The sequence below is a fragment of the Pseudomonas brassicacearum genome, from assembly GCF_000585995.1.
Lineage (GTDB): Bacteria > Pseudomonadota > Gammaproteobacteria > Pseudomonadales > Pseudomonadaceae > Aquipseudomonas > Aquipseudomonas brassicacearum_A.
Genome location: NZ_CP007410.1, coordinates 5749133 through 5765933, shown reverse-complemented (window position 1 = coordinate 5765933; position 16801 = coordinate 5749133). Strand labels below are relative to the sequence as shown.

Annotated in this window: 16 protein-coding genes; 9 read left to right on the top strand and 7 right to left on the bottom strand. The window is 62.2% G+C overall.

Annotation, left to right across the window (positions count from 1 at the left end; all coding sequences use genetic code 11):
• Positions 1-62 precede the first annotated feature (62 nt).
• Both quiC and CD58_RS24725 read left to right on the top strand, forming a co-directional pair.
• On the top strand, positions 63-1964 hold the full coding sequence (gene quiC, locus CD58_RS24730; RefSeq protein ID WP_025215600.1) for a 3-dehydroshikimate dehydratase QuiC: 1902 nt from the start codon (positions 63-65) through the stop codon (positions 1962-1964).
• 103 nt (positions 1965-2067) lie between these two features.
• Positions 2068-2745 carry a TetR/AcrR family transcriptional regulator gene (locus CD58_RS24725; protein ID WP_025215599.1) on the top strand — a complete coding sequence of 226 codons (678 nt, stop codon included), beginning with the start codon at positions 2068-2070 and terminating at the stop codon, positions 2743-2745.
• Between the two features lie 117 nt (positions 2746-2862).
• Here the strand turns inward: CD58_RS24725 and CD58_RS24720 are convergent, their stop codons facing one another.
• The 4 genes from CD58_RS24720 to CD58_RS24705 all read right to left on the bottom strand — a co-directional run bounded on the left by CD58_RS24720 (position 2863) and on the right by CD58_RS24705 (position 6802).
• Positions 2863-3720 carry a shikimate dehydrogenase gene (locus CD58_RS24720; RefSeq protein ID WP_025215598.1) on the bottom strand — a complete coding sequence of 286 codons (858 nt, stop codon included), beginning with the start codon at positions 3718-3720 and terminating at the stop codon, positions 2863-2865.
• Positions 3720-4160, bottom strand: coding sequence for a type II 3-dehydroquinate dehydratase (gene aroQ / locus CD58_RS24715; RefSeq protein ID WP_014340320.1), 441 nt, complete (start codon positions 4158-4160; stop codon positions 3720-3722). The genes CD58_RS24720 and aroQ overlap by 1 nt, the downstream gene beginning before the upstream one ends.
• 270 nt (positions 4161-4430) lie before the next feature.
• Positions 4431-5510: a tRNA (uridine(54)-C5)-methyltransferase TrmA gene (gene trmA / locus CD58_RS24710; protein WP_025215597.1), complete on the bottom strand. Its 1080-nt coding sequence runs from the start codon at positions 5508-5510 to the stop codon at positions 4431-4433.
• On the bottom strand, positions 5507-6802 hold the full coding sequence (locus CD58_RS24705) for an NCS2 family permease (protein ID WP_025215596.1): 1296 nt from the start codon (positions 6800-6802) through the stop codon (positions 5507-5509). Before CD58_RS24705 ends, trmA begins: the two co-directional genes overlap by 4 nt.
• A gap of 204 nt (positions 6803-7006) precedes the next feature.
• On the opposite strand from CD58_RS24705, the gene CD58_RS24700 reads away from it, so the two are divergent.
• Both CD58_RS24700 and CD58_RS24695 read left to right on the top strand, forming a co-directional pair.
• Complete coding sequence (locus CD58_RS24700; RefSeq protein WP_025215595.1) at positions 7007-7462, top strand: DUF4879 domain-containing protein; 456 nt, start codon at positions 7007-7009, stop codon at positions 7460-7462.
• A gap of 78 nt (positions 7463-7540) precedes the next feature.
• On the top strand, positions 7541-8107 hold the full coding sequence (locus CD58_RS24695) for a DJ-1 family glyoxalase III (RefSeq protein WP_025215594.1): 567 nt from the start codon (positions 7541-7543) through the stop codon (positions 8105-8107).
• A 6-nt stretch (positions 8108-8113) separates the two neighbouring features.
• Here CD58_RS24695 and CD58_RS24690 read toward each other — a convergent pair whose 3' ends face one another.
• Complete coding sequence (locus CD58_RS24690; protein WP_025215593.1) at positions 8114-8401, bottom strand: HigA family addiction module antitoxin; 288 nt, start codon at positions 8399-8401, stop codon at positions 8114-8116.
• A 14-nt stretch (positions 8402-8415) separates the two neighbouring features.
• On the bottom strand, positions 8416-8694 hold the full coding sequence (locus tag CD58_RS24685) for a type II toxin-antitoxin system RelE/ParE family toxin (RefSeq protein WP_025215592.1): 279 nt from the start codon (positions 8692-8694) through the stop codon (positions 8416-8418).
• Between the two features lie 203 nt (positions 8695-8897).
• Between CD58_RS24685 and CD58_RS24680 the strand changes: the two genes are divergently transcribed.
• From CD58_RS24680 to CD58_RS24670, 3 genes are read left to right on the top strand one after another with little or no spacing between them, the layout of a single operon-like run.
• Positions 8898-9419, top strand: coding sequence for a (2Fe-2S)-binding protein (locus CD58_RS24680; RefSeq protein WP_025215591.1), 522 nt, complete (start codon positions 8898-8900; stop codon positions 9417-9419).
• Positions 9416-10417 carry an FAD binding domain-containing protein gene (locus CD58_RS24675; RefSeq protein WP_025215590.1) on the top strand — a complete coding sequence of 334 codons (1002 nt, stop codon included), beginning with the start codon at positions 9416-9418 and terminating at the stop codon, positions 10415-10417. Before CD58_RS24680 ends, CD58_RS24675 begins: the two co-directional genes overlap by 4 nt.
• A complete protein-coding gene (locus CD58_RS24670; RefSeq protein ID WP_025215589.1) occupies positions 10417-12618 on the top strand; it encodes a xanthine dehydrogenase family protein molybdopterin-binding subunit in 2202 nt (733 codons plus the stop codon). Before CD58_RS24675 ends, CD58_RS24670 begins: the two co-directional genes overlap by 1 nt.
• Here CD58_RS24670 and CD58_RS24665 read toward each other — a convergent pair.
• Positions 12615-13853, bottom strand: a complete 1239-nt coding sequence (locus CD58_RS24665) for an MFS transporter (RefSeq protein WP_025215588.1) — start codon at positions 13851-13853, stop codon at positions 12615-12617. The two genes, CD58_RS24670 and CD58_RS24665, sit on opposite strands and share 4 nt — an antisense overlap.
• Positions 13854-14349: 496 nt before the next feature.
• On the opposite strand from CD58_RS24665, the gene CD58_RS24660 reads away from it, so the two are divergent.
• Both CD58_RS24660 and cydB read left to right on the top strand, forming a co-directional pair.
• Positions 14350-15786: a cytochrome ubiquinol oxidase subunit I gene (locus CD58_RS24660; RefSeq protein WP_025215587.1), complete on the top strand. Its 1437-nt coding sequence runs from the start codon at positions 14350-14352 to the stop codon at positions 15784-15786.
• 3 nt (positions 15787-15789) lie between these two features.
• The gene (gene cydB / locus CD58_RS24655) at positions 15790-16797 is read left to right on the top strand and encodes a cytochrome d ubiquinol oxidase subunit II (RefSeq protein WP_025215586.1); all 1008 of its coding nucleotides are present in this window, start codon (positions 15790-15792) and stop codon (positions 16795-16797) included.
• The last annotated feature ends 4 nt before the right edge of the window (positions 16798-16801 follow it).

Below are 16801 nucleotides of genomic sequence, written 5' to 3'. Positions count from 1 at the left end.
TAAAAGCACTTTCAAAAGCGGCGCACCTTTTGTAGCCGCTGCCTGTCCCGGGAGCCGACGTCATGCAGCGTTCCATTGCCACCGTTTCCTTGAGCGGTACCCTGCCGGAAAAACTCGAGGCCATTGCCGCCGCCGGTTTCGACGGGGTAGAGATCTTCGAGAACGACCTTCTGTATTACGATGGCAGCCCTCGGGAAATCAGGCAGATGTGCGCCGACCTGGGCATTGCCATCACGTTGTTCCAGCCGTTTCGTGACTTCGAAGGTTGCCGCCGTGATCGCCTGGCGCGCAATCTGGAACGGGCGGAGCGCAAGTTCGACCTGATGCAGGAGTTGGGGACCGACCTGGTGTTGGTGTGCAGCAATGCCTCGGCCGACAGCGTTGGCGACGAGCAGATCCTGATCGATGACCTGCGCCTGCTGGCCGAACGGGCCGGGGCGCGGGGCTTGCGCATCGGCTACGAGGCGTTGGCCTGGGGTCGGCACGTGAATACTTATCAACAGGTCTGGAACATCGTGCGCCAGGCCGATCACCCAAGCCTCGGGGTGTTGCTCGACAGTTTCCACACCTTGTCCCTCAAGGGTGATCCGAGTGCGATTGCCGAGATCCCGGGCGAGAAGATTTTCTTCGTGCAAATGGCTGACGCGCCGCTCCTGGCGATGGATGTCCTGGAGTGGAGCCGGCATTTCCGTTGTTTCCCGGGCCAGGGCGAATTCGATTTGCCGGGTTTTTTGGCGCCGATCATCAAAAGCGGCTACACCGGGCCGCTGTCGCTGGAAATCTTCAACGACGGCTTTCGCGCCGCGCCACCACGGGCCAATGCCGCCGACGGCCTGCGCTCGTTGCTGTACCTGGAGGAGAAGACCCGCCAGCGCCTGGCTGAAGAAGCCACGCCCGTCAGCAACGCCGATATCCTCTTCGCCACGCCACCGGCCAGTGAATACAACGGCATCGAGTTCCTCGAGTTCGCCGTGGACGATAATCTCGGCGCCAAACTGTCCCATTGGCTGGAGCGGCTGGGATTCGTCAAGGCCGGCCAGCATCGCTCCAAGAACGTGAGCCTGCTGCGCCAGGGCGATATCAACCTGATCCTCAACTGTGAACCGTATTCTTTTGCCCACAGCTTTTTCGAAGCCCATGGGCCCTCGTTGTGCGCCACCGCCGTGCGGGTCAAGGACAGCGCCAGCGCCCTGGAGCGGGCCGTGGCCTACAAGGGCCAGCCCTATCGCGGCTTGGTGGGTCCCAATGAGTTGGAGCTGGCGGCGGTGCGCGCCCCCGATGGCAGTCTGATCTACCTGGTGGACCAGGAGGCCGACGTCTATGGCACCGATTTCAACCTGCAACCCGGTGCTGTCATTGGCGCGGGGCTCAAGCGCATCGACCACATGGCGATGGCGCTGCCGGCTGACAGCCTCGACAGTTGGGTGCTGTTCTACAAGAGCCTGCTGGACTTCGAAGCCGACGACGAAGTGGTGTTGCCCGATCCCTATGGCCTGGTCAAAAGCCGGGCCCTGCGCAGCCGCTGCAGTTCGATCCGCTTGCCGCTGAACATTTCCGAGAACCGCAACACCGCGATCTCACATGCATTGTCGAGTTATCGCGGTTCGGGGGTGCATCACATCGCTTTCGATTGCGATGACATCTTCGCCCAGGTCAGTCATGCCAAAGAGGCGGGCGTGCCGTTGCTGGACATTCCGCTCAACTATTACGACGACTTGGCGGCGCGGTTCGATTTCGATGATGAGTTTCTCAGCGAGCTGGCGTATTTCAACGTGTTGTACGACCGTGACGCCCAGGGCGGCGAGTTGTTTCACGTCTACACCGAGCCGTTCGAGGGGCGGTTTTTCTTTGAGATCATTCAGCGCAAGAACGGTTACGCCGGTTACGGCGCGGCCAACGTCGCGGTGCGGCTGGCGGCGATGGCCAAGTCCCGCAGTGGTGGCTTGCGCCACGCCAAGTTGTAGGCAAATCGTAACCGCCGCGGTAAAGGGCAACGCCGTGGCTTCCTTCACTGCACGGTGCGGCCCATAATCGCCCACCTGTGCAGTGATGGCCGTGAGCCCCGCAATGACTATGAATCCAGAGCTTTCCGCAGCCCTCGACGAACCTGTCGTCGCGCCGCGCAAGAGTCGCAAGAACAACCCGGAGAAAACCCGGGAGAACATTCTTCAGGAAGCCATCGTCGAGTTCGTCCAGCAGGGCCTGTCCGGCGCCCGGGTCGACGCCATCGCCGAACGCATCCACACCTCCAAGCGCATGATTTATTACTACTTCGGCAGCAAGGAGCAGTTGTACGTCGAGGTGCTGGAGAAACTCTACGGTGATATCCGCAATACCGAGAGCCGCCTGCACCTGGCGGAGCTGGCCCCGGTCGACGCGATCCGGCGCCTGGTGGAGTTCACCTTCGACCACCACGACCGCAATGTGGATTTCGTGCGCATCGTCTGCATCGAGAACATCCACAATGCCGAGTACGTGAAACAGTCAGGCGCGATCAAGGCGATGACCAACACCATCCTCGATTCCCTGGGCGTGATCCTGCGTCGAGGCGCCGAGGAGGGCGTGTTCCGTCCCGATCTGCAACCGCTGGATGTGCACTTGCTGATCAGTTCCTTCTGTTTTTACCGCGTGTCCAACCGCCAGACGTTCGGTGAGATCTTTCAGATCGACCTGTCGGACGAAGCGATCAAGCAGCGGCATCGGGAGATGGTCTGTGAGTCGGTACTGCGGTATCTGCAGGCCTGACTCTGAATCTAATGTGGGAGCGGGCTTGCTCGCGAATGCGGTGTGTCAGTCACACATTTGCTTACTGACACACCGCATTCGCGAGCAAGCCCGCTCCCACAGGGGATGCTTCAGGTCTCAGTGATTCATGCTCTGGAAATGCTCCAGCATCCGCTGTGCATCCGGCGCGACGCCACTGAACAGTTCGAACGCCTTCACCGCCTGGAACACCGCCATGTTGCCGCCATCCAGCGTACGGCAGCCAAGGGCGCGGGCGTTGCGCAGCAGTTCGGTTTCCAAGGGGAAGTAGACGATTTCCGCGACCCACAATTGACCGTGCAACAGCTCGACCGGCACCGGCATGCCCGGCAGTTTCGCCATGCCCATGGGCGTGGTGTTCACCAGGCCGTTCGCCTCGGCCATGGCAGCGGGCAGGTCATGCCCGGCTCGGGCACGGCCAGCGCCGAAGTGTTGATTCAGGTTGTTGGCCAAGGCCTCGGCACGGCTGACCTCGACGTCAAAAATACTCAGCGTCTGTACGCCTTCAGCCAATAGGGCATGGGCAACCGCCGCGCCGGCGCCACCGGCGCCCATCTGCACCACGCGCTGGCGTGCAACATCGCCCAGGCCGCGGCGAAAACCTTCGGCGAACCCCAGGCAGTCGGTGTTGTGGCCGATGCGTTTGCCATCCTTGAGCACCACGGTATTCACCGCGCCGATGCCCCGGGCCTCGGGCGACAGCTCGTCGAGCAGCGGGATGATCGCCTGCTTGCAGGGGAAGGTGATGTTCAGGCCGGTGAAGTTCATGCGTTCGGCGGCCTTCAGCAAATCGGGCAAGGCGCCGCTGTCGAGTTTCAGCGCATCGAGGTCGATCAGCCGATAGAGGTAACGCATGCCTTGGGCATCGCCTTCACGCTCATGCAGCGCCGGCGTGCGCGACGCCTGGATGCCCGCGCCGATCAGGCCGGCCAGCACAGTGATATTCGGCATGCTCATCAACCCTTCAACCGTTGACTGAAATGTTCAAGGGCCAAGCGATAACCATGGCTGCCAAACCCACACATCACGCCGATGGCGACGGAGGAGACGAAGGAGTGGTGGCGGAACGTTTCCCGGGCGTGGACGTTGGACAGGTGAACTTCGATCACCGGGACTTCGCTGGCCACCAGGGCATCGCGGATCGCCACCGAGGTGTGGGTCCAGGCCGCCGGGTTGATGACGATACCGGCACATCGGCCTCGGGCGCCATGCACCCAGTCCAGCAATTCGCCTTCCTGGTTGGTCTGGCGAAACTCTACCGCCAGGCCGAACTCTTCAGCGGCGCGGCCGCACAGTGCCGAAATATCAGCCAGGGTTTCGTGGCCGTAGGTCGCCGGCTCACGGGTGCCGAGCAGGTTCAGGTTCGGGCCGTTGAGCACCAGAACGATCGGAGGCATCGCAATTTCTCCACATTTTTATTGTTGGCATCGACCAGGTTTCGGCCGCTGGAGATAAATTGTACTAGATGGTTAATTTGGTCAAATAAAGCCGACGCCATTGGCCATTAAGTGTTCGATGATCGAACATGGTCTTCAGAGGTCGGTAATTTGGAGACGGAAACTGTGGCGAGGGAGCTTGCTCCCGCTCGGTTGCGCAGCAACCGCAAAAGCTTGGGGCTGCTGCGCAGCCCAGCGGGAGCAAGCTCCCTCGCCACGGGGGGACTGGGCTTACCGCCGAGTCAACAACACCCCGGATTCCATGTGATGGGTCCAAGGAAATTGATCGAACAACGCGCAGCGCGTGATGCGGTGGGTGTCGTGCAGTTGCGCGATGTTGGCGGCGAGGGTTTCCGGGTTACACGAGATGTACAGGATGTTCTCGAAGCGCCGGGTCAGCTCGCAGGTGTCCGGGTCCATGCCGGCGCGGGGCGGATCGACGAAGACGCTACCGAATTCGTAGCTTTTCAGATCGATGCCATGCAAGCGGCGGAACGGGCGGACTTCGTTCAGGGCTTCGGTCAGTTCTTCGGCCGACAGGCGCACCAGCGTCACGTTATCCACCGCGTTTTCGCTGAGGTTGCTCAGCGCGGCGTTTACCGAGGTCTTGCTGATTTCGGTGGCCAGCACTTTGCGCACGCGGGTGGCCAGGGGCAGGGTGAAGTTGCCATTACCGCAGTACAGCTCCAGCAGATCGTCGCTGCGATCGCCCAGCGCATCGTAGGCCCAGTTGAGCATCTTCTGGTTCACCGTGCCGTTGGGCTGGGTGAAGGCGCCTTCGGGCTGGCGGTAGCTGAAGGTGCGGCCGCCGACGTCGAGTTTCTCCACCACGTAGTCGTGGCCGATCACTTCCCGCTTGCCCTTGGAGCGGCCAATGATGCTCACGCCAAAGTCGTTCGCCAGTTTCGAGGCCGCTGCGTGCCAGTGCTCATCCAGCGGACGGTGATAACACAGGGTGATCATTGCGTCGCCGGCCAGGGTAGTCAGGAACTCCACCTGGAACAGCTTGTGGCTCAGGGGCGCGCTGGCCTGCCAGGCGGCCTTGAGTTGCGGCATCAACTGATTGATGCGCAGGCTGGCAATGGGGAACTCCTCGATGAGGATCGGCGTGCGCTTGTCGTCCTGGGAGAACATCGCGTAATGCCGCTCGCCGGCCTCGCGCCACAGGCGGAATTCGGCCCGCAGGCGAAAGTGCTCCAGCGGTGAGTCGAACACCGCAGGTTCCGGTGCATCGAACGGGGCCAGCAGGTCACGCAAGCGGGTGACCTTGTCCTGGAGCTGCGCGGCGTAGGCCTGGGAATCAAAAGTCATGCGTTGAACCACCCCAACTTGATCACGAACAGAATCGACAGGATGACGAGCGCCGGGTTCAGCTCACGGCCACGACCCGACACCAGTTTGATGGCGGTCCAGGCAATGAAACCGAAGGCGATGCCGTTGGCGATGGAATAAGTGAACGGCATCGCCAGGGCGGTGACCACCACTGGGGCGGCGACGGTGATGTCGTCCCAGTCGATTTCCGCCAGGCCCGAGGTCATCAGTACGGCGACGAACAGCAAGGCCGGTGCGGTGGCGAACGGCGGGACGCTGGCGGCCAGTGGCGAGAAGAACAGCGCCAGCAGGAACAGGATCGCCACGACGATGGCGGTCAGGCCGGTGCGGCCGCCAGCGCTGACGCCCGCCGCCGATTCGATGTAGCTGGTGGTGGTGGAGGTGCCCAGCAGCGAACCGGCCATGGCGGCGGTGCTGTCGGCGATCAGCGCACGGCCCATCTTCGGCATGTGGCCGTCCTTGCCCATCAGCCCGGCGCGCTTGGCGACGCCGATCAACGTGCCGGAGTTATCGAACAGGTCGACGAACAGGAAGGCGAAGATCACGCTCACCAGGCCGATGTCCAGGGCGCCCTTGATGTCCAGTTGCAGGAAGGTCGGGGCCAGGGAGGGCGGCATGGACATCACGCCGCCGAACGGCGTGAAACCCATCAGGATCGAAACAAGGGTGACCGCCAGGATGCCGATCAGCACCGCGCCGCGCACTTTCAGCGCTTCGAGGGCGACGATCAGGACGAAACCGAGGGTGGCGAGGATCGGTGCCGGTTGCTTCAAGTCGCCGAGGCCGACCATGGTCGCCGGGTTTTTCACCACGATGCCGGCGTTATTGAGGGCGATCAACGCCAGGAACAGGCCGATACCGGCCGCGATGGCCGAACGCAGGGGCAGCGGGATGCTGTTGATGATCCACTCGCGGATGCGAAAGATCGAGAGCATGAAGAACAGCACGGCGGAAATGAACACCGCGCCCAGCGCCACTTGCCAGGTGTGGCCCATGTGCAGGACCACGGTGTAGGTGAAGAAGGCGTTCAGGCCCATGCCTGGGGCGAGGGCGATCGGGTAGTTGGCGATCAGGCCCATGACCGTGGAGCCAATGGCCGCCGCCAGGCAGGTGGCGACAAACACCGCGCCCTTGTCCATGCCGGTTTCGCCGAGGATGCTCGGGTTGACGAACAGGATATAGGCCATGGCCAGGAACGTCGTGACGCCCGCCAGGATCTCGGTCCGCACGTTGGTGTTGTGTGCCTTGAGTTGAAACAGCCTTTCCAGCATGTCTGCTCCCCGTGGCGCGCCGGGCGCCGTGAATGTATCGACCTCAACAGCAAAGCACAGGTCGCCAGCGGCGCCCGGGAATTTTCTGTGGGTCGGAAAAAGCCGCGCATCATACCAGCAGCGTGGCGCTCTGGCTGCGATCGTCGTCGATGTTTTGCCAACGCGCCAAGTGGGCCATACTGCGCGCGGTTCCGGGAGGTCTTTATGTATCGCATGAATAAAAAACGGCTGGCGGCAGTGGGCTGCGCGCTGGGCTTGTGGTTGCCCGGGCAGGCCGTCAATGCTGCGTCGGCGCCGCCTTTGAGCGAGGTCAAGGTGCTCAAGGTCGAATCGCCAGCCTGTGGCTTCGAGGATATCGCGCCGGGGCAGGAACAGACCCGTTGCGATCACAGTGGGCCGAGTATCAAGGTCTACGTGCTGGAGGTTGGCTACGGTCGTCAGCCCAATGTCACGCTGGACGGTTTCGAGGTCGATGGCACTCGCTCGCCGGTGTGTGCGTACAGCAATGGCAATCTCAACGATTGTTCGGCCAAGACCAAAATCGTCGGCTATTTGTACATCTTCGATCTGAAGGGCAAGCAGGAAGGCACCTTCAACTTCAGCAACATTTCGATCAATGCGCCGGGCAATCGGATGTCGGCCCAGCTGTACATTAAGTGACCTGTCGGCATGACAAGCTGAACGCAGCCCGGCAAACCTGACTAGGCTTCAGGAACCACCCCATCGGAGAGCGCGCCCATGATGCCTGGAACCAAGCTGCCTCGAGCCCTGATTACGGTCGCCGAAGGTGTCGATGACCTGCAGACAGTCACCCTGATCGACGTGCTGCGGCGAGCGCAGATCGAAGTGGTGGTGGCAAGCATCGAAGGGCGGCGGATGCTCACCTGTGCCCGCGGCACGCGCCTGACCGCCGATGGCATGTTGGTGGACATGCTGGTGCAGGATTTCGACCTGATCGTCCTGCCCGGCGGCATCATCGGTGCCCAACACCTGGCAAACCATCAGCCGCTGCAACAACTGATCAAGGACCAGGCCGCCACCGGACGTTTCTTCGCCGCCATTGCCGAAGCCCCGGCCCTGGCGCTACAGGCGTTTGGCGTACTGCGCCAGCGCCGCATGACCTGCTTGCCCGCAGTGAGCCAGCAGTTGTCCGGTTGCAGCTTCGTCGATCAGCCGGTGGTGGTGGACGGCAACTGCATCACCGCCCAAGGCTCGGCCGCTGCCCTGGCGTTCGCCTTGACGCTGGTGGAGCAACTCTGTGGCAAGGGCGTGAGGAGCGTGGTGGCGGCGGAGTTGCTGGCCTGACGGATATCAAGCGTGCAGTGGAAAGGGTTCGATCAAGGGCTGTTCGCGCTGCTCGGCTTGCCACAAATCATAGTCCGTCTGGACGCCTAGCCAGACCCTCGCCTTGCCGATCCCGGCGCGCTCCAGGCGTACGGCCAGATCAGGGCTGACAGGCGCATGGCCATGCAATACCCGAGAGAGGTGAGGCCGTGCGAAACCCAAGTGCCGCGCCAGTTCGGTGACGGTGATGCCCAGTTCGGGCAATACATCCATCAGCAGCGTTTGGCCAGGGTGTGGCGGATTGTGCATGGGCATTTTCCAGCCTCCTGTCAGTGGTAGTCCAGATAATCGACCAGTTCGATGTCGGACCTGATGAAGCGAAAAATGATTCGCCAGTTTCCTGAAACGCTCAGTGACCAGTATTCACGCCATTCACCCCTGAGCGGGTGCAGTCGCCAGCCGGGGATATCCAAGTCGTTTGGGACCTGCGCCCTGTCCATGAACTGGAGCATACGGGCCAGGCGTTTCTCATGGTCAGTCCGGACGCCACGGGTTGAACCCGTTTCATAAAAGATCCTGAGGCCTTTGTGCTGGAAGGATTTAATCATGGAATCGAGTGTAAGGCGATACATTACACTCGGTGCGGTATTTATATACCGCACATGCCCGGCGAATCTGTGCATCCTGCGGTTTACAAGGCTTTTCCAGTGCTTCGAAATTGCCTTGAACGCTCACCCCCACCCTGAAGTCGTACCCCTTATGACGGCGGTTTTCCAAAACGCCGCGAGTACGACCAACCGTGAGGTGTTCCATGAGCGCGACCCTGTCCGAAGCGACGCAGGCGTCCTTCGTCCGTCATCCGATCCGTCTGACACTCAATGGCCAGGTGCGTGAACTACAGGTGTTGCCCTGGACCACGCTGCTCGACCTGCTGCGCGAGCAACTGGACCTGGTGGGCAGCAAGAAAGGCTGCGACCACGGCCAATGCGGCGCCTGCACGGTGCTGCGTGACGGCAAGCGGATCAATGCCTGTCTGACGCTGGCCGTCATGTGCGATGGCGCCGAGCTGACCACCGTTGAAGGCTTGGCCAGCGACGACCAGTTGCATCCCATGCAGCAGGCTTTCATCAAGCACGACGCGTTCCAGTGCGGTTATTGCACGCCGGGGCAGATTTGTTCGGCGGTGGGCTTGGCCAACGAGGGCCGGGCGCAGACCCGTGGGCAGATCAGCGAGTTGATGAGCGGCAACCTGTGCCGCTGCGGCGCCTACACCAACATTCGCGATGCCATCGAAGAAGCCCTGCCACTTTGCCAGCAGGGAGGTGATCAATGAATCCCTTCCAATACAGCAAGCCCGAGACCGTGCAGGCCGCCGTCGATTTGTCGAGCCCGGTGTCGCGCTTCATTGCCGGCGGCACCAACCTGCTGGACTTGATGAAAGAAAACCTCACTCGCCCCGAGCACTTGATCGACATCACCGGGCTGCCCCTGGCGGACCTCAGCGAAACCCCATCCGGCGGGGTGATGATCGGTGCCTTGGTGAGCAATGCTGATCTGGCCTGGCACCCGTGGATCGAGCGGCGTTATCCGTTGTTGTCCCAGGCGATCCTGGCCGGCGCTTCGCCGCAACTGCGCAACATGGCCAGCACCGGCGGCAATCTGCTGCAACGCACCCGCTGCTATTACTTCTACGATGCCAACGTACCGTGCAACAAGCGCCGGCCGGGCAGCGGTTGCCCGGCCCGGGACGGCTTGAACCGGATCCATGCGATTTTCGGCGCCAGTGATCAATGTGTCGCCACCCATCCCTCCGACATGTGCGTGGCCCTGGCCGCCCTTGAAGCGGTGGTCCATGTCCTGGGCCGGGGTGGGGCGCGGACCATCGAGTTCGCCGACTTTCATCGCCTGCCCGGCGATGCCCCGGAGCGGGATAACCAACTGGCCGACGATGAGCTGGTCACTGCCATCGAGCTACCGGCCCCGGGATTCGCCGAGCACAGCCATTACTTGAAGATTCGCGACCGCGCCTCCTACGCCTTTGCCCTGGTGTCGGTGGCGGCGGCGCTGGAGCTGGACGGTCCGGTGATTCGCCAGGCGCGCCTGGCCTTGGGCGGCGTCGCTCACAAACCCTGGCGCGACCGCGCCGTGGAGAGCTGGCTGAACGGTCAGACCGTCAGCCGCGAAACCTTCGCCGCTGCGGCCGATGCGCTGCTGCAAAACGCCGAGCCGCTGGAACACAACGGCTTCAAGGTCAGACTGGCGCGTCGAGCGATTGTCCGCGCCTTGAGCGATGCCGCGTTGGGTACCGCACCGCAGGGAGGACAAGCCTGATGAACGCTTCGAGCCAATCCATAGGGCAGTCACTCGATCGGGTCGATGGCCTGCTCAAGGTGACGGGCCAGGCCCGTTATGCCGGTGAATACCCCGAGGACGGCTTGCTGCATGGCAGCGTCGTCTCCAGCAAGATCGCCCGTGGCCGTGTGCTGCGCATCGATGCTTCGCGGGCGCTGGCGCTGCCCGGCGTGGTGGCGGTGATTGATCATACCAACCGGCCCCGGATAGCCAGCTACGATGAGCCCTACCAGGACGCCGACGCCGCCGACGGTTCGCCGTTCCGGCCGCTGTACAACGACCAGGTCCTCTACAGCGGCCAGCCGCTGGCCCTGGTGGTGGCGGAAAACCTCGAACTGGCTCGCTATGCCGGTTCGCTCATTGAAATCGAATATGAAGCCCAGGACCATCAGACCGATCTGGCAATCCTGCAAAACGAAGCCCATCCCGCACCGGCCGAACTGCCCAAGCCCCGTGGGAATTTTCAGGGCGAGTACGCCAGCGCGGCGCTCAGTGTGGATGTGTCCTACAGCACACCGATCGAACATCACAACCCGATGGAGCCGCACGCCTCCACGGTGCTGTTTCAACCCGACGGCAGCCTGCACATCCACGACAAGACCCAAGGCACGCAAAACTGCCAGGCCTATGTGCAAAAAGTATTCGGGCTGGAGAAAGAGCAGGTACGCGTGTTTGCCGCGTTTGTTGGCGGCGCCTTCGGCTCCGGGCTGCGGCCCCAGTATCAACTACCCTTGGCGGTGATGGCCGCGCTGGCCCTCAAGCGCTCCGTGCGGGTCAGCCTGACACGCCAGCAGATGTTTACCTTCGGCTATCGCCCGCGCACCTTCCAGCGTGTGCAATTGGGCGCGGCGGCCAACGGGCGGTTGCTGGCCGTCGCCCACACTGCTGTCGGCCAGACGTCGCGCTTCGAAGATTTCACCGAGCACGTGGTGGAGTGGAGCGGCATGCTCTATCACTGCGACAACGTGACATTGACCTACAAACTGGTGCCCCTGGACGTCTACACGCCGCTGGACATGCGCGCCCCCGGCGCTGCCCTCGGGTTGATCGGCCTGGAATGCGCCATGGATGAGCTGGCCTGTGCCCTGGCGATCGATCCGGTCCAACTACGGTTGATCAACTACGCCGAACGCAATGAGAACGAAGGCAAGCCGTATTCCAGCAAGGAACTGCGTGAATGTTATGCCCAGGGGGCTCAACGTTTCGGCTGGGACAAGCGCAACCCGGAGCCACGCAGCATGCGTGAAGGCCGGCAATTGGTGGGTTGGGGCATGGCCGGTGGTGTGTGGGAAGCCATGCAACAGAAGGCCAGCGCCAAAGCCTCGTTGGACACGGACGGCAAGCTGACCGTCAGCAGTGCCACCACTGACATCGGGACCGGCACTTATACGGTCATGACCCAGATCGCGGCTGAGACCTGCGGGGTGTCCCTTGAGAACGTCACCTTCGTACTCGGCGACTCGTCATTGCCTACCGCGCCGCTGCAGGGCGGTTCGTTCACCGTCTCGTCCGTAGGCACCGCCGTGCAGCAGGCTTGTGAAGCGCTGAAGGAAAAACTGCTGGCCGTGGCCCGGCAGGCTTGCCCGGCCTTCAGTGGCGCGACCCTTGAACAAGTGGTGTTCATGGATGGTCAGCTGCGGTTGGGCGAGGCGAGCGTTGCCTTGGCCGAGTTGGCGCAAAAAAGCGGCGAGACGCCGTTGCAGGCCCAGGTCACCGCCGAACCGGACGCAAAACGCCAGGCCTACGCCACCGCTACGCATTCGGCGGTGTTCGTCGAAGTGTGGGTGGATGAAGACCTGGGTACGGTGAAGGTCAATCGCGTGGTCAGCGCCATAGCCGCTGGGCGGGTGATCAACCCGAAAACCGCGCGCAGCCAGATTCTGGGAGGCGTGGTCTGGGGCGTTGGCATGGCCCTGCATGAAGAAACCTTGACCGACCATGCGTTGGGCCGCCACATGAACCACAGCCTGGCCGAGTACCACGTGCCGGTGAATGCCGACATCGGTGACATTGACGTGGTTTTCGTCGAGGAACACGACGAGATCGTCAACGCCCTTGGGTCCAAGGGCGTGGGTGAGATCGGTATCGTCGGTGTGGCGGCGGCGGTGGCCAATGCGATTTACCATGCCACCGGCAAACGGGTGCGGGAGTTCCCCATCACCCTCGATAAGTTGCTCTAGGCTTTCGCTTCTTCCGCCGGTTCGTGCATTCGGTCGCGGTTGGCCAGGGTCGGGAACAGTTTGATCCAGGCCCCGGTCACCAGCAGCGTGCCGACGCCGCCCATGACCACTGCCGGCACGGTGCCGAACCAATGGGCGGTGAGGCCGGACTCGAACTCGCCCAACTGGTTCGAAGCGCCGATGAACAGTCCGTTCACCGCGCTGACCCGGCCGCGCATTTCATCCGGCGTTTCCAACTGCACGAAGGAGGCGCGGATGACCATGCTGATCATGTCCGCCGCCCCCAGCACCACCAGCACCGCCAAGGAAAACCAGAACGAGGTGGAGAGGCCGAACGCAATGGTGGCGACGCCGAACACCCCCACGGCGGTGAACATCACCCGACCCACCTTGCGCTCCACGGCAAACCGCGCCAGCCACAGCGACATCAGCAAGGCCCCGACCGCTGGCGCCGAGCGCAACAGACCCAGGCCCCAGGGGCCGGTAAGCAAAATATCTTTGGCGAACACCGGCAGCAGCGCCGTCGCGCCGCCCAGCAGCACGGCGAACAGGTCCAGGGAGATCGCCCCGAGAATGTCCGGGCGGCTGCGAATGAAGCGAATCCCGGCCAGCAATGAATCCAGCGTTGCCTTGCCTTTGTTCAGCGGTGTCTGCCGGGCGGGCAGGTTGAGCATCAGGCAACAGGCGATGAGGTAGAGCAGCACCGTCGGCCCATAAACCCAGACGCTGCCGAAGGCGTAGAGCAAGCCGCCGAGGGCGGGGGCGACGATGGTGGCGGACTGCTGGGCCGACTGTGCGGCGGCTACGGCCCGGGGAAACAGCGCGGCGGGCACGATGCTCGGCAGCAGCGCCTGGGTGGTGGGCATTTCGAAGGAGCGGGCGGCGCCCAGTAGGAAAGCGAGGATGAAGATCATTTCCCGCGTGACATTGTCAGTGGCGCTGCCGATCACCAGCGCCAGGGCAATCATCGCCTGTAATGATTGGCAGATGGCCGCGACCTTGCGCCGGTCATAGCGGTCGGCCACGTGCCCGGTATGGAGCATGAACAGTACGCGCGGGGCGAACTCCACCAACCCGACAAGACCCAGGTCCAATACATTGCCGGTCAGTTGATAGAGATTCCAGCCGATGGCCACGGTGAGCATCTGGAAACCACTGGCGGTGAATATCCGGGCCAGCCAGAAGGCGATGAAGGGACGATGGTGGCGGAGCAGCAGCGGCGCTTGGCTGGGCATCTAGGACGGGTCCGGAGAGGAAGGCCACGAGATTATCGCCGAGCTGTAACTGGAAATTACGTCTGTCGGAAAAAATAGTTAGCCAAACATCTACTTCAATGTAGCCCAGGGGCATGGCGGACAACTGTGGCGAGGGAGCTTGCTCCCGCTGGGTTGCGAAGCAGCCCCAGGATTTTGCGGTCGCTGCGCAACCGAGCGGGAGCAAGCTCCCTCGCCACGGGTATTGGGTACTCTGGAACGTTATGGATCGACCTGAGACAACCTGTCACGCGACAAAAGACCACGCCGTTCATCGGCAATAATGCGACTACTCTTTGAACATTGCTTGATCCAGGTCAACACCTACCGGGGTGATGGCTTGGCGGCCATCCGGCCAGAGTCCTGCGTTGTGACGGTTTTAAAAAAGAACGATTTGAAAAGCATCGCACTCCATATCCCTGGAAGGCTGTGATGCAGGCCCCGCCCGCAGCCGGTTTTACCTGACAGAGGAAGACTTATGTTCGGTTTGGAGGCGCTCGATCTCGCCCGAATCCAGTTTGCATTCACGATCTCGTTCCACATCCTGTTCCCGGCCATCACCATTGGCCTGGCGAGTTACCTGGCGGTGCTCGAAGGCTTGTGGCTCAAGACCCGCGATGACACCTACCGCGACCTGTACCACTTCTGGTCGAAGATATTTGCCGTCAACTTCGGCATGGGCGTGGTGTCCGGGTTGGTCATGGCCTATCAGTTCGGTACCAACTGGAGCCGCTTCTCGGACTTCGCCGGTGCGGTGACCGGGCCGCTGCTGACCTATGAAGTGCTCACGGCTTTCTTCCTCGAGGCGGGCTTCCTGGGCGTGATGCTGTTTGGCTGGAATCGCGTTGGCCGTGGCCTGCACTTCTTTTCCACAGTGATGGTGGCGATCGGTACGCTGATCTCGACCTTCTGGATCCTGTCTTCCAACAGCTGGATGCAGACCCCGCAAGGCTACGAAATCATTGATGGCCGGGTGATTCCGGTGGACTGGCTGGCGGTGGTGTTCAACCCCTCGTTCCCTTATCGCCTGCTGCACATGTCCACGGCGGCCTTTGTCGCCACGGCCTTCTTCGTTGGTTCGTCGGCGGCCTGGCATTTGCTGCGCGGTCGCGATACGCCGGCCATCCGCCGGATGCTGTCGATGGCGATGTGGATGGCGTTGCTGGTGGCGCCGATACAGGCCGTCATCGGCGACTTCCACGGACTCAACACCCTCAAGCATCAGCCGGCGAAGATCGCGGCCATCGAAGGTCACTGGGAGAACGTCGGCAATGAGCCAACCCCGCTGATTCTGTTCGGCTGGCCGGACATGCAGGCCGAGAAGACCAAGTTCGCCGTGGAAATCCCATATCTGGGGAGCCTGATCCTGACCCATAGCCTGGACAAACAGGTGCCGGCCCTCAAGGAGTTTCCACCTGAGGATCGACCCAATTCAACCATCGTGTTCTGGTCGTTCCGGGTCATGGTCGGGCTGGGGCTGCTGATGATTTTCACCGGCCTGTGCAGCCTGCTGCTGCGGCGCAAGGATCGGATCTACCAATCCCGACCGTTCCTGCACATGGTGCTGTGGATGGGACCGTCCGGCCTGATCGCGATTCTGGCGGGTTGGTTCACCACTGAAATCGGTCGCCAGCCGTGGGTGGTCTACGGCTTGATGCGCACCGCCGATGCTTCGTCCGGCCACAGCTTTGCGCAGATGAGTATCACCCTGGTGCTGTTCGTGGTGGTGTATTTCGCGCTGTTCGGGGCTGGCTTGAGCTACATGATGCGCCTGGTGCGCAAGGGGCCGGAGGCCCACGAAGCCGAACCGAGCGATGGAGGCCCAGGCCAGAAACGTACGCCGGCGCGACCATTGTCGGCCGCCGATGACGGCGAAGACGTGGACACAACCGACCGCTCGAACAAGGGGAATTGAGTCATGGGTATTGATCTTCCGCTGATCTGGGCCGTGGTCATCATCTTCGGCATCATGATGTACGTGGTCATGGACGGCTTCGACCTGGGGATCGGCATCCTCTTCCCCTTCGTCAAGGGCGAGCGCGACCGCGACGTGATGATGAACACCGTGGCGCCGGTCTGGGACGGTAACGAAACCTGGCTGGTGCTGGGTGGGGCGGGCCTGTTCGGGGCGTTTCCGCTGGCTTATTCGGTGGTGCTGTCGGCCCTGTACCTGCCGTTGATCCTGATGCTCATCGGCCTGATTTTCCGGGGCGTGGCCTTCGAATTCCGTTTCAAGGCCAAGGCGGAGAAACGGCACCTGTGGGACAAGGCTTTCATCGGCGGTTCGCTGACGGCGACCTTCTTCCAGGGTGTAGCGCTAGGCGCATTCATCGACGGTTTCCCCGTGGTCAATCGCCAGTTCGCCGGGGGCTCCCTGGACTGGTTCACACCGTTCACGATGTTCTGTGGCCTGGCGTTGATCGCGGCCTATGCCTTGCTCGGCTGCACCTGGCTGATCATGAAGACCGAAGGCAAGTTGCAGGAACAGATGCATGACCTGGCCAGGCCGCTGGCGTTCGTGGTCCTGGCGGTGATCGGGATCGTCAGCATCTGGACGCCGCTGGCCCACGCCGACATCGCGGCCCGCTGGTTCACCCTGCCGAACCTGTTCTGGTTCCTGCCGGTGCCGATCCTGGTGCTGGTGACCATGTATGGGCTGTTCCGCGCGGTCGCTCGCAACGCCAATTACACGCCATTCATCCTGACCCTGGTGCTGATCTTCCTCGGCTACAGCGGCCTGGGTATCAGCCTGTGGCCGAACATCGTGCCGCCGTCCATCTCGATCTGGGACGCCTCGTCACCGCCCCAGAGCCAGGGCTTCATGTTGGTCGGCACGCTGTTCATCATTCCGTTGATCCTGGTGTACACCTTCTGGAGCTACTACGTATTCCGCGGCAAGGTGACCCACGACGACGGTTACCATTGATCGA